This window comes from Telluria sp. BA11 (genome assembly GCF_056680305.1).
The window spans coordinates 2165678-2177741 of the sequence record NZ_CM155275.1 but is presented as its reverse complement, the minus strand read 5'-3'; the positions used below and the strand labels follow the sequence as shown (position 1 = coordinate 2177741).

Annotated in this window: 12 protein-coding genes; 9 read left to right on the top strand and 3 right to left on the bottom strand. The window is 61.4% G+C overall.

What is annotated here, in order from left to right; translation table 11 throughout:
• Positions 1-20: 20 nt before the first annotated feature.
• The 3 genes from AC1MGT_RS09535 to rsmA are packed head-to-tail and all read left to right on the top strand — an operon-like array spanning position 21 to position 3283.
• Complete coding sequence (locus tag AC1MGT_RS09535) at positions 21-1430, top strand: peptidylprolyl isomerase (protein ID WP_499503980.1); 1410 nt, start codon at positions 21-23, stop codon at positions 1428-1430.
• Between the two features lie 3 nt (positions 1431-1433).
• Entirely contained in the window at positions 1434-2492 is a 1059-nt protein-coding gene (gene pdxA / locus AC1MGT_RS09530; RefSeq protein ID WP_499503979.1) for a 4-hydroxythreonine-4-phosphate dehydrogenase PdxA, read from the top strand.
• A gap of 14 nt (positions 2493-2506) precedes the next feature.
• Positions 2507-3283, top strand: coding sequence for a 16S rRNA (adenine(1518)-N(6)/adenine(1519)-N(6))-dimethyltransferase RsmA (gene rsmA / locus AC1MGT_RS09525; protein ID WP_499503978.1), 777 nt, complete (start codon positions 2507-2509; stop codon positions 3281-3283).
• Between the two features lie 231 nt (positions 3284-3514).
• On the opposite strand, the gene AC1MGT_RS09520 is transcribed toward rsmA, so the two are convergent.
• Both AC1MGT_RS09520 and AC1MGT_RS09515 read right to left on the bottom strand, forming a co-directional pair.
• The gene (locus tag AC1MGT_RS09520; RefSeq protein WP_499503977.1) at positions 3515-4159 is read right to left on the bottom strand and encodes a hypothetical protein; all 645 of its coding nucleotides are present in this window, start codon (positions 4157-4159) and stop codon (positions 3515-3517) included.
• A gap of 19 nt (positions 4160-4178) precedes the next feature.
• Positions 4179-4772, bottom strand: a complete 594-nt coding sequence (locus tag AC1MGT_RS09515) for a hypothetical protein (protein WP_499503976.1) — start codon at positions 4770-4772, stop codon at positions 4179-4181.
• A gap of 233 nt (positions 4773-5005) precedes the next feature.
• Between AC1MGT_RS09515 and AC1MGT_RS09510 the strand changes: the two genes are divergently transcribed.
• Together AC1MGT_RS09510 and hrcA are read left to right on the top strand one after the other, a co-directional pair.
• The gene (locus AC1MGT_RS09510) at positions 5006-5767 is read left to right on the top strand and encodes an HAD family hydrolase (protein WP_499503975.1); all 762 of its coding nucleotides are present in this window, start codon (positions 5006-5008) and stop codon (positions 5765-5767) included.
• A gap of 91 nt (positions 5768-5858) precedes the next feature.
• Complete coding sequence (gene hrcA / locus AC1MGT_RS09505; protein WP_258835901.1) at positions 5859-6875, top strand: heat-inducible transcriptional repressor HrcA; 1017 nt, start codon at positions 5859-5861, stop codon at positions 6873-6875.
• An 89-nt stretch (positions 6876-6964) separates the two neighbouring features.
• On the opposite strand, the gene fur is transcribed toward hrcA, so the two are convergent.
• Entirely contained in the window at positions 6965-7396 is a 432-nt protein-coding gene (fur, locus tag AC1MGT_RS09500; RefSeq protein WP_183556044.1) for a ferric iron uptake transcriptional regulator, read from the bottom strand.
• 75 nt (positions 7397-7471) lie between these two features.
• Here fur and AC1MGT_RS09495 point away from each other — a divergent pair, with 75 nt between their 5' ends.
• From AC1MGT_RS09495 to AC1MGT_RS09480, 4 genes are all read left to right on the top strand, one after another.
• Positions 7472-8083 (top strand): outer membrane protein assembly factor BamE, encoded by a 612-nt coding sequence (locus AC1MGT_RS09495; RefSeq protein ID WP_229424818.1) that lies wholly within the window; start codon positions 7472-7474, stop codon positions 8081-8083.
• An 8-nt stretch (positions 8084-8091) separates the two neighbouring features.
• Complete coding sequence (gene dapB, locus AC1MGT_RS09490; RefSeq protein WP_499503974.1) at positions 8092-8901, top strand: 4-hydroxy-tetrahydrodipicolinate reductase; 810 nt, start codon at positions 8092-8094, stop codon at positions 8899-8901.
• A gap of 1 nt (position 8902) precedes the next feature.
• Positions 8903-9229 (top strand): barstar family protein, encoded by a 327-nt coding sequence (locus AC1MGT_RS09485; RefSeq protein WP_499503973.1) that lies wholly within the window; start codon positions 8903-8905, stop codon positions 9227-9229.
• A 296-nt stretch (positions 9230-9525) separates the two neighbouring features.
• Positions 9526-12060 carry a type VI secretion system Vgr family protein gene (locus AC1MGT_RS09480; protein WP_499503972.1) on the top strand — a complete coding sequence of 845 codons (2535 nt, stop codon included), beginning with the start codon at positions 9526-9528 and terminating at the stop codon, positions 12058-12060.
• The last annotated feature ends 4 nt before the right edge of the window (positions 12061-12064 follow it).

Sequence of the window (12064 nt, the reverse complement as noted above, 5' to 3'; positions counted from 1 at the left end):
CTCAAATGAGTGCTTTCCAGATGATGCGTACTACCCGTTTGCAGTCTCTCCAGTTGGCAGCCGCGCTGCTGTGCGCAATGAGCGCCGGCCAGGTCCTGGCCCAGGCCGCAGCGCCTGCCGCCGGTACGCCGGCCGCCACGACGCCAGCCGCCACGCCGGCCGCCAGCTCGGGCTTCCTGCCGCCTGCCTCGGCCAATGCCAAGGTGGTCGACTCGATCCAGGTCGTCGTCAACGATGAAGTCATCACGCGCAACGAAGTGGCTGGCCGCATGGTCCAGGTGACGGCAAACATGAAGGCACGTAACGCCCAGATGCCCGACACCGCCACGATGGAGCGCCAGGTGCTCGAGGCGATGATCGTCGAGCGCGCCCAGCTGCAGCTGGCCAAGGAGATGGGCGTCAAGGTCGATGACCGCACGCTGGACGCCACGATCGGCCGCATCGCCGAGAACCAGAAGCTGTCGGTGCAGGACATGCGCAACCAGATGGAAAAAGAAGGCATGCCCTTCTCGCGCTTCCGCGAAGACATCCGCAACGAAATCATGATGCAGCGCCTGCGCGAGCACGAAGTCGACAGCAAGGTGCAAGTCTCGGAAGCCGAGATCGACACCTATATGGCTGCCGCCAAGGCCGCCGCCGCCGACCGCATCGAAGTCAACATCGCCCAGATCCTGGTGCGCGTGCCCGAAAACGCGTCGCCCGAGCAGATCGCTGCCCGCGCCGCGCGCGCCGAAGAAGTGATGCGCCAGCTGCGCACCGGCGCCGACTTCGCGCGCATGGCCTCGACGTATTCCGACGCACCGGACGCGCTCAAGGGCGGCGATATCGGCTGGCGCGATGCCGACCGCCTGCCGCCGAATTTCTCGACCGAGCTGCGCAAGCTGGAAGCTGGTCAGGTCACGCCGATCCTCAAGACCAACGTCGGCTTCCACATCCTGAAACTGGCCGGCAAGCGTTCGCTGGCCAGCGAGACCGACAAGGCCGTCGTCGAGCAGACCCGCGCACGCCACATCCTGCTCAAGGTCACGCCGACCATGACCGAGGCTGAGGTCAAGCGCAAGCTGCTCGAAATCAAGGAGAAGATGGCCAACAACGCCGGCACCTTCGAAGATCTGGCGCGCCAGTACTCGCAGGATGGTTCGGCCAGCAAGGGCGGCGATCTGGGCTGGCTGTATCCGGGCGACACCGTGCCGGAATTCGAGACCGCGATGAATGCCCTGAAGCCGGGCGATACGTCCGACATCGTGCAGTCGCCGTTCGGCTTCCACCTGATCCAGGTCGTCGAGCGCAAGAGCGAAGACGTGACGCAGCAGAAAGAGCGCAACGTGGCGCGCCAGGTCCTGCGCGACCGCAAGATGCAGGAAGCGATGGAAGACTGGATGCGCCAGGTGCGCGACCGTGCCTACGTCGAGTTCCGCGAGGAGCAGTAAGCCATGAGTGCGCCGCTGGCGCACCAACGTCCCACGCTGGCGATCACGGTCGGCGAGCCGGCCGGCATCGGCCCCGAGATCGCGATCCGCGCCGCCTGGGCCATGCGCGATGAGGCCGACTGCGTGCTGGTGGGCGACGCTGCCTTCCTGGCGCTCACGGCCAGCCTGATCGACCCTGATATCCGCCTGGCCGCCCTGTCGACCCAGGCGCTGCGCAATGGCGGCCTGCCGCACTTCGGCGCCGCGCGGCTGGCCGTGATCGACGTGCCGCTCGACGCCCACGTGGTGCCGGGCCGGCTCGATCCCGAGAATGGCCGCGCCGTGCTGGCCACGCTCGACCTGGCGATTGAAGGCTGCGAGCGGGGCTGGTTCGACGGCATCGTCACCGCGCCGCTGCAAAAAAGCACGATCAACGATGCCGGTGTCGCGTTCTCCGGTCACACCGAATACCTGGCCGAAAAGACCGGCACGCCGAAAGTGGTGATGATGCTGGCGGGCTCGCCAGGCGAGGATCAACCGTACCTGCGCGTTGCGCTTGCTACCACCCATCTGCCGCTGAAGGATGTTCCGGGCGCGCTCACGCGCGAGAACCTGACCCAGGTGCTCGACATCCTGCACGCGGATCTGACCACCAAGTTCGGCATCGCCGCGCCCGTCATCCTGGTCACCGGCCTGAACCCGCACGCGGGCGAGAACGGTTACCTGGGCCGCGAGGAAATCGACGTCATCACGCCGGTGCTCGAGGCAGCGCGTGCGCGCGGCATCGACGCGCGCGGCCCGTATCCGGCCGACACGCTGTTCCAGCCGAAGTACCTGAAAGACGCCGACTGCGTGCTGGCGATGTACCACGATCAGGGTCTGCCAGTGCTCAAGCACGCAACCTTCGGGCGCGGCATCAATGTCACGCTCGGCCTGCCGTTGATCCGCACCTCGGTCGACCATGGCACCGCGCTCGACCTGGCCGCGCAGGGCCTCGGCCTGGCCGATTGCGGCAGCATGATCGAAGCGATCGGCGCGGCCATGCACATGGTGCTGGCGCAACGCGCGGCCGGTATCAAATAATCAAGAAAGCATTCATGAAACACGTAGCACGCAAGCGCTTCGGCCAGAACTTCCTGACCGACAAGCAAGTCCTCTCCGACATCATCGACGCCATCGCACCGCGCCAGGGCGAGACCATGGTCGAAATTGGACCGGGCCTGGCCGCGATGACGGCGCTGCTGCTCAAGCAGCTCGACCACATGCACGTCGTCGAGCTCGACCGCGATCTGGTCACGCGTCTGGAAAAAGCTTATCCGCGCGAGCGCCTGACCGTGCATTCGGGCGACGCCCTGAAGTTTGATTTCGGCGCGATTCCGGTGGCCGAGGGACAGAAGCTGCGCGTGGTGGGCAACTTGCCGTACAACATTTCCAGCCCGCTGCTGTTTCACCTGGCGGACTTCGCCCACCTGATCGAAGACCAGCACTTCATGCTGCAAAAGGAAGTAGTCGAGCGCATGGTGGCCGAGCCGGGCAGCAAGACCTACGGCCGCCTGTCGGTGATGCTGCAATGGCGCTACGACATGTCGCTGATGTTCATCGTGCCGCCGACCGCGTTCGATCCACCACCGCAGGTCGAATCGGCCATCGTGCGCATGGTGCCTGTCAAGCAGCAACTGCCGTGCGACGCCAAGCGCCTTGAAGCGGTGGTGGCCAAGGCCTTCTCACAGCGGCGCAAGGTCATTCGCAATTGCGTGGCAGGGATGTTCACCGAGGCGCAGCTGGTGGAAGCGGGCATCGATCCGAGCGTACGGCCCGAAGCCGTCAGCCTGGCGCAGTATGTGGCGCTGGCCAATCTGCCAAGCCAGGCATAGTTTTCGCAGCCATCCGGCCCGCATGTCCCAGATCAAAGCGCCTTCAGGGCGCTTTTTTCATGGGCATGCTGCTGGACGGGCAAAAAAAAGGCCCGCTACAAGAGCGGGCCGAAATCCAATTCTTTTCTGAGGAGAGTTGGAGGAGACAGGATCAGTATGCTGCGTTACAGCATATAAGTCCAATTTTCCTTTCGCATACTCGACATAAGAATTTCGTATAACTTTCTAAGTCTATGCAGCGACGCACGTCACGTTGACGTTGCTCACCGTAGCGTCACCCATGGTGCCGGTCGGGTTCACGATAGTGCAGACCTGGCCAGCCGGCTGCTTGCTGACCGTGACGCCGTAGGTCGTGCCGAATTTCACCGCAGGCAGCGCGTAGGTAATCGGCGTCGTGGCAGGCGGGGTTGCCGGCGTTGCAGCCGTGTAGGTGCCACCCGTGCTGCCGTTGGCCAGCACCAGGCCGGCGCCGGTCAGGCCAGTGATCGTGCCACCGACAGTGAATTCGTTGATCTCGCAATCAATCGCGATATCGATCGATACAAGGCGGCCCGCCGTGTCGGCGTTATTGGCGTAAAGGCCGCCTTCAGGAGCGCTCGGCACGCAGGTCTGGTGTGCCGGCTGCGTGGTCACGGTGACGGCATAGGTGTCGCCATATTCCAGCTTGTCGGGGAAGGCAAAGCGTACCGCTGCGCCGGCAGTCGTTGGCGGTGCAACCTTTAATGGAACGCCGGCATTGCTCAGGACCAGGCCATCATAAACGAGTCTGGTCACCGAACCGGCAACGGTGAACTCGGCTTTGTCGCTGCCACCACAGGCGGCCAGGCTTGCAGCCAGCGCCAGCGCAAGCGCCGGGCGGATCAGGGAAGACTTCATGCGTTTGACTCCAGGAAAATTAAGGTGCGCACGTGACGGTCACGTTGTTCACATCGGCTGCGCCCATGGTGCCGACGCCGTTGGCGATGGTGCAGCTCTGGTTGGCAGGATTCGTCAGGATCGACACACCATATGGGGCGTCTTGTGCAACACGTGCCATGGTGAACGTGGTTGCGCCGGCGGGAACGATGACGCGGTCGGCGCCGTTGATCAGGACCAGTTCGCCCTTGAGATTGCTGACTGTGCCGCCGAGGGCTTGCGTCTTGAAGTCGCAAGAGATTCGAATGTTGGTGACATCGAAGCCAGCGCGACCTTTGTTGTAAAGGTATTGGCAAGTAGTGATGTCCACATTCGACGGTACACTCTTGACCTGCACATCGTACTTGTCATCCGACGAAATCAGCTCAGGAAAGCGGAACGTGGTCACACCGGTGCCGTTCGACGGAACCGGCACCTCGAACTCCGAGCCGCCGTTATTCATCAGGACCATGCCCGGCTTGGTCACGCCGGTAATCGTACCAGCCAGCAGTAGTTGACCATCGCTACCACCGCACGCCGTCAGCAGGACCGCGCATGCCAGCGCTGCGCTTGCGCGCAGGTAGGAACTCTTCATATATTCTCCAAATAATCTAGCGGGAAAGCGCAGGCTGCGCGGTTGGAATCAAAAAATCGCTCAACATTTTAGTTCATTTATTAGGCAACCGGTCCATTTGCGCCCCATTTCCATGTGTATCAGGTTGTAAGCACAATGTCATATGAGCAACGCGCAGCCCGTGCGGTTTGCTTTTGGCCGTATGCATCGCTATGCTGGCGTAGCGTTTTTTCATGCCTGTTCCCTGGAAGCCGATGACCCGCCATCCCTGGCCCAAAGCCGTACTGTTCGACCTCGACGATACCCTGTGGCCGATCGCGCCCGTGATCCGGGCTGCCGAAACCATTCTGTATGCGTGGTTGCAGCAGCATGCGCCGCGCGTGGCCGGGCGGTTCACGATCGACAGCCTGCGCAAGGCGCGCCTGGAATTGCTGGCCCGCGAGCCCCAGTACGGGATCGACCTGAGCGCGCTACGCCACGCCGGCCTGGTCGCCGCGTTCGAGCAGGCGGGGGAGGACGTCGCCCGGGTGGAGGAGGCCATGGTCGTCTTCGTTGCCGCGCGCAATGCCGTGACGCTGTATGACGATGTGGCGCCGGGCCTCGCGCGGCTCCGGCAGCGCGCGCTGCTGGGCTCGGTTACGAACGGCGTGGCCGACCTGGTCACCATCGGCTTGGCCGACCAGTTCCAGGCATCCGTGGCGGCGCGCGACTTTGGCGCCGCCAAGCCGGATCCGGGGATTTTCCTGGCAGGCTGCGCTGCGCTCGGGGTGCTGCCGGCCGACACCCTGTATGTGGGCGATGATTTGCTGCTCGACGTCCAGGGCGCCCAGCAGGCAGGTTTGCGCGCCGCCTGGATGAACCGCAGCGGCAAGATCAACGAGCTGGCCGACCAGGTGCGCCCCGATGTCGAGGTGAACAGCATCGATGCGTTGCTCGACTGGCTCGATGCGGCGCACGAGCTGCCACAGGAGCCGCCACACGAGTTGCCACACGGATCCGCGCCGATGCGCGTATAACACTGGGACGGACAGCAGGCCTTGCGCTGCCGTGCCGCGCCCCAATTTGATTCTCATCCCAGCACCACAGAAAAAGACGCTTCCCGGAACCATGCAACTCGATCACCGTGCCCAAACCCTGCTCAAAGCGCTTGTCGAACGCTATATCGCCGACGGCCAGCCGGTCGGCTCGCGCGCGCTGTCCAAGCTGTCGGGCCTGGAATTGTCGCCCGCGACGATCCGCAACATCATGGCCGACCTCGAGGACATGGGGTTCGTCGCCAGTCCCCACACCTCGGCTGGCCGGATTCCAACACCGCGCGGCTACCGCGTGTTTGTCGATACCTTATTGACCGTCAAGCAACTCGATGAAACGACGGTTGGCGCCGAGCGCATGCGCCTGCCGCTGCAGCATCCGCAAAAGCTGATCGCCAACGCGGCCCAGATGCTCTCGTCGCTGTCGCAGTTTGCCGGCGTGGTGCAGAGCCCGCGCCGCGAATCGGTGTTCCAGCAGATCGAATTCTTGCGCCTGTCCGAAAAGCGCATCCTGCTCGTGATCGTCGATCCGCGCGGCGATGTGCAGAACCGCCTGCTGCTGACCGATGTCGACTACACGCCGGCGCAATTGTCGCAGTCGGCCAATTACCTGAACCAGAACTTTGCCGGCCAGTCATTCGACGGCGTGCGCCAACGCCTCAGTGGCGAACTGCGCCAGTTGAGCGACGACATGGGGCGCCTCATGCATGCGGCGGTCGAGGCCGGCAGCGAAGCGATGGCCGAGAGCGACGACGTGGTCATTTCCGGCGAGCGCAACCTGCTGTCGGTGACCGACCTGTCGTCGAATATGAGTTCGCTGCGCCAGATGTTCGAGATGTTCGAGCAAAAGACCGGCCTGATGCAGTTGCTGGACATGTCGAGCAAGGCCGGGGGCGTGCAGATCTTCATCGGCGGCGAATCGAACCTGGTGCCGATGGACGAGATGAGCGTGGTCACTGCGCCGTACGCGGTCGACGGCCGCATCGTTGGCACATTGGGCGTCATCGGTCCCACGCGGATGGCGTACGAGCGGGTGATTCCGATCGTCGACATCACCGCCAAGCTGCTGTCGAACGCACTGAGCCAGCCTTAACAGTTTTCTACTGTTACCAAGACGCAAAAAGGGCGCACGGGAAATCCGATGCGCCCTTTTGCTGTGCAGCCTTGCCGGCTGCGAATAACTTAGCTTGCCTTGCGCGCCGCCTGGCACTGCGGGCAACTGCCGTAGATCGCCAGCGCATGATCGACGATCGTGTAGCCGTGGGTTTCGGCGATCATTTTCTGGCGCTGCTCGATTTCGTCGTCGTAGAATTCTTCGACCCGGCCGCAGGTGACGCAGACGAGGTGATCGTGGTGCGAGCCGGCGTTGAGTTCGTAGATGGCCTTGCCGGTTTCGAAGTGGTTGCGGTTGAGCAGGCCGGCCTGCTCGAATTGCGTCAGGACGCGGTAGACGGTAGCCAGACCGACGTCCATGTTTTCAGCCAACAGGATCTTGTAGACATCTTCGGCGGTGAGGTGACGCACGGCGCTGTTCTGGAAGATTTCCAGGATTTTCAGGCGCGGGAGCGTGGCCTTCAGGCCGCTTGCCTTCAGGTCGGTCGGATTGTTACTCATGTTTGTTACTCGCATATTGGCGGAGTGCTTTATGATATAGCGTTTTGAAAGCTCCCGCTCGATTTGAGGTTACCTATGCGCGTCAAACAAGCCGTATCCCATCGATTTTCCGCCAAGGCGGTGCTGGCGGCAGGTCTCGTCTGCACGCTGACGCTGTCCGGCTGCGCGTCCTGGCGCAACCAGACCCGTCCGGCGCCACCGGTGGCAACGGACTCGGCGGCCACCGCGGCCGACGCCGACAAATCGGCCGCCATCGCCAATGCCGGCGCGCAGACCGTGCAGGCTTCGCGCCTGCAAAAGTTCCTGTGGATCTTCTCGCCTTATCGCCCGGACATCCAGCAGGGCAACTTCGTCTCGCAAGAGATGCTGAACCAGCTGAAAGCCGGCCAGACGCGCGATCAGGTGCGCTTCCTGCTCGGTTCGCCTTTGCTGCTCGATGCGTTCCATGCTGACCGCTGGGATTACCCGTTCTACCTGGCCCGCGGCAATGGCGAGCTGACCACCAGCCGCGTCACCGTGTTCTTCAAGGATGACGTGGTCGAGCGCTTCGAAGGCGGCAACCTGCCAAGCGAGCGCGATTACATTGACCGTATCGCCGGCCCCGCCAAGGTGCCGAGCAAGAAAGAAAAGCCGGAAAGCCGTCCGGTCGCACCGATCACGGTGACTGCCCCGGCAACCCAGCAGTAAGGATTGCCATGACGATGTTGAATATCGCCGTAGCCGGCGCCAGCGGCCGCATGGGCCGCATGCTGATCGAAGCCATCCAGTACGCACCCGACGCCCGCCTGGCCGGCGCCCTCGACATGCCCGGTTCGCCGTTCATCGGCCAGGATGCCGGCGCCTTCGGGGGCTTCCTCACTGGCGTGATGATCGAAGACAGCATCAAGCACGGCCTGCACAACGCCGACGTGCTGATCGACTTTACCCGCCCGGAAGGCACGCTGGCACACCTCGCGTATTGCGCCGCCAACGGCAAGCAGATGGTGATCGGCACCACCGGTTTCGATGACGCCGGCAAGGCGCAAATCGCCGCCGCCGCCGAGAAAATCGGGCTCGTGGTCGCACCGAACATGAGCGTGGGCGTGAACGTCACGCTCAAGCTGCTCGAAATGGCGGCCAAAAGTTTTGCCGAAGGCTACGACATCGAAATCGTCGAAGCGCACCACCGGCACAAGGTCGATGCACCATCGGGCACCGCGCTCAAGATGGGCGAAGTGATCGCCGACGCTATCGGCCGCGACCTCAAGGAATGCGCCGTGTACGGCCGCGAAGGCGTCACCGGCGAGCGCGATCCGTCGACGATCGGCTTTGCCACCGTGCGCGGCGGCGACGTCGTGGGCGACCACACCGTCATGTTCCTGGGCACGGGCGAGCGCATCGAGATCAGCCACAAATCCAGCAGCCGCGTGACCTACGCACACGGCGCGCTGCGCGCCGCACGCTTCCTGGCAGACAAATCCCACGGCCTGTATGACATGCAGGACGTGCTGGGCCTGAAAGCCTGATATGGCCGTTGCAGAACTGAACGGCGCTGCGATCGTCGACGAGGCGTCGTTTCATGCGCAAAGCCGGGCCGCGTTCGGCTTCCCGGCGTCGTATGCGAACAGTATCGACGCCTGGGTGGACTGCCTGAGCTACCTGCGCGACGACGAAAACATGACCAGCTTCCAGCTGGCGCCGGACGAAGTGCTCGAGATCATCATCCGCGACGCTGCCGCCATGAAGGCCGCCGTGCCTGATCTGTTGGAGGAGCTGGCCTTCTGTATTGGCGGCATCAACGAGCGGTATGAAGATTATGGCGAAACTCCGGCACTGAAACTCGTGCTGCGCTAGCAGCAAACGTCGAATAGCGCATAGCGGCGCTATCGACTGGCAGCATCCGACGCGCGGGCTTACCCGCGCTTTTTTTTTGTCCTGATTTCCTTTCATGGACAAGGCTTCCCCATCATTTCAGCAAGACCGAGAGCAGAACGGCAATATTTGCCTTGAATCTGCGTCGGGCTGTTACCCATTCCCATAATTTGCGCTGTGGCAATACAGCAGGTTCCTGCTCGCCTTAGATTGGCTGTCTGCCCATGCATGCGGCAACGATGACAACCTGAATCAGGCTGAATAAAGGCGGAACGGGAATGCAGGATCTCACTGACACAATCCGGAACGGTCTGTCGCAGAATGACCGATTGATCAAACTTGATACCAGTCTGGGCCGGGATTGTCTGGTGCCACAACGGGTCGTAGGCTGCTCACGTCTGGGACGGCACTTCGAATTTACTGTCGATGTAATCTCCATCTCGAACAAGGTCGAACTCAAGACACTCATTGCACAGCCCGTAACGCTGTGGATTCAACAATCCGACAAGTCATACCAACCCCATCACGGTTATGTGCACACGGCGCGACGGCTGGGATCGAACGGCGCCCTGACGACGTACCAACTCGGTTTTGCGTCCTGGATGCACTTCCTGAAGTTTCGTCGGGACCAGCGCATCTGGCAAGACAGAAGTGTGGCCGATATCGTCACGGATGTCTTCAATGAGCATCCTCAAGCACGCGGCCGGTTTCGGTTTGCAACGTTAAATCCGCTGCCCTCACGTTCGTACTGCCGACAGGACGAGGATGACTGGAATTTCGTTCATCGGCTGCTGGAATCTGAAGGCCTGTACGGCTTCTGGCAGCAGGCGCCGGACGGTGAAACGCACACGCTTGTGATTACCGACCGCCTTGCAATGCTCGATCCGCTTGCACCAGAAACCGTATCGTTCAGCCGCAACAGCACCGGCAACGAGACGGACGCACTGGTGCAATGGTCGGGCACACGCACGCTGCAAAGTACCACGCTGACGACTCGCACTTTCGACTACAAAAGCTCGGCGATGCTGTTCCACCCGAAAAGCACGAGCGTCCCGACAGTCGCGAATCAGGGCGCTTTGCCGGCTCAGGCCGAAGTCTACGAGTACACCGGCGCATACACATATCCGATGCAGCAGAGAGGTTACCAACTCTCCCGAATCAGGGTCGAGGAATGGGAATCCCGGACGAAACGTTTCGTTGGCGTGGGAAGCCTGCGCGGCGTCGATGCAGGGCGGCTGTTTGTTCTGAAAGGTCACCCGGATCATGACGACGATCAACCGATTCAAAAAGAATTCGCCGTGATCGAAACCACTTGGGCAATCGTGAACAATCTACCGATTGGAAAGCAAGGTTCGGCGTTCCCACACAGCCTGCAAGGCGTTGTCGATGAAGTGCGGGCGCGTCACGCCAGTGACGCAACCTTCAGTGTCTCTTGCTCAGATGGCTCGGAAGGTTTCTACATGACACAGATCGAGGCGCAACGTACGACTGTGCCTTATCACAGCCCGTTTGAACATCCAAAGCCGCAAACCCATCTGGAATCCGCAATTGTCGTGGGTCCGAAAGGCGAAGAGGTCTACACGGACGCGCTGAATCGAATCAAGGTGCAGTACATCTGGGATCGTCTGAATAGCGGTGACGAAAAGTCGTCATGCTGGATACGGGTGGCGCAGTCGGATACAGGAAATGGCTATGGCAGCGTGCATATGCCGCGCGTGGGTGAGGAAGTCCTCATTGACCATATCGGCGGAGATTGTGACAGGCCGGTGGTAATTTCGCGCATGTATAGCGGTTCAGCGGCACCCCGATGGCATTCAAATGGACGGCTCTCGGGGTACCGTTCCAAGGAATTCAGTGGAAATGGCTATAACCAACTGGTGATGGACGACTCAACCTCGCAGAGCCGGCTTCATTTGTATTCGAGCAGTTACCGATCGCAGCTGCATTTGGGCTATCTCGTCGAGCAATCGGATAATTCACGTGGTGCATTGCTGGGCAATGGGTTCGATCTCAAATCGGATGCGTACGGAGCCATTCGCGCGGGGCAGGGGTTGTTTGTCTCGACCCACTCGGCGGCGTTCAACCAACCGCTGGATGTCACAGCCGCAACCGAGCAGCTGGCGAGTGCCAATATGGTGCTGGAATTGGCTTCGCAGTCGAGCGCTTCGAACCAGGCCGAGAGTCTGGACGAAGGACACACTGCACTGAAGAAGTTCACTGATGCCACCCAACACAACGTATCAGACAATACTGGAGCTGGTGGAACTGGCAACGCGAATGGATTTTCCACGCCCATCATGCTGATGGCGAGTCCCGCAGGTGTGTGTGTATCGACGCACGATTCGGCCCAACTTACCGCAAGTCAGCACGTCAATATCGTGAGTGGCAAGAGCACGCACGTCGCAGCCGGCAAATCGCTGATCGTCAGTGTGATGGAAAAGATCAGTCTTTTTGCGCAGAACGCCGGGGTGAAGTTATTTGCCGCGAAGGGAAAGATCGACATCCAGGCGCAGGGAGATGCACTGGCCCTGTCCGCATTGAGCGATGTGACGATTACCAGCGTCAGCGGAAAACTGCTGCTTTCGGCTGAAAAGGAAATCTGGATCGGTGCCGGCGGCTCATACATCCGGATCACAGCCGAGTCGATCGAGAATGGTACATCCGGTCAGATTCTCGAAAAATGTGCGTCGTGGGACAAGCTCGGAGCATCGTCGATGCGCCTGCCGGCGCAGGTTACCAGCGTTGCCAATGGCTGTTCGTGGAAAACCGCGTCAGCGTCTGCGGACAGCGCTTCAAGTGTCGTCATGGAGTAGTGCG

Coding starts and splice junctions, on each gene's coding strand:
- AC1MGT_RS09535 (WP_499503980.1), top strand. CDS start 21: ATGATGCGTACTACCCGTTTGCAGTCTCTCCAGTTGGCAGCCGCGCTG.
- pdxA (WP_499503979.1), top strand. CDS start 1,434: ATGAGTGCGCCGCTGGCGCACCAACGTCCCACGCTGGCGATCACGGTC.
- rsmA (WP_499503978.1), top strand. CDS start 2,507: ATGAAACACGTAGCACGCAAGCGCTTCGGCCAGAACTTCCTGACCGAC.
- AC1MGT_RS09520 (WP_499503977.1), bottom strand. CDS start 4,159: ATGAAGTCTTCCCTGATCCGCCCGGCGCTTGCGCTGGCGCTGGCTGCA.
- AC1MGT_RS09515 (WP_499503976.1), bottom strand. CDS start 4,772: ATGAAGAGTTCCTACCTGCGCGCAAGCGCAGCGCTGGCATGCGCGGTC.
- AC1MGT_RS09510 (WP_499503975.1), top strand. CDS start 5,006: ATGACCCGCCATCCCTGGCCCAAAGCCGTACTGTTCGACCTCGACGAT.
- hrcA (WP_258835901.1), top strand. CDS start 5,859: ATGCAACTCGATCACCGTGCCCAAACCCTGCTCAAAGCGCTTGTCGAA.
- fur (WP_183556044.1), bottom strand. CDS start 7,396: ATGAGTAACAATCCGACCGACCTGAAGGCAAGCGGCCTGAAGGCCACG.
- AC1MGT_RS09495 (WP_229424818.1), top strand. CDS start 7,472: ATGCGCGTCAAACAAGCCGTATCCCATCGATTTTCCGCCAAGGCGGTG.
- dapB (WP_499503974.1), top strand. CDS start 8,092: ATGACGATGTTGAATATCGCCGTAGCCGGCGCCAGCGGCCGCATGGGC.
- AC1MGT_RS09485 (WP_499503973.1), top strand. CDS start 8,903: ATGGCCGTTGCAGAACTGAACGGCGCTGCGATCGTCGACGAGGCGTCG.
- AC1MGT_RS09480 (WP_499503972.1), top strand. CDS start 9,526: ATGCAGGATCTCACTGACACAATCCGGAACGGTCTGTCGCAGAATGAC.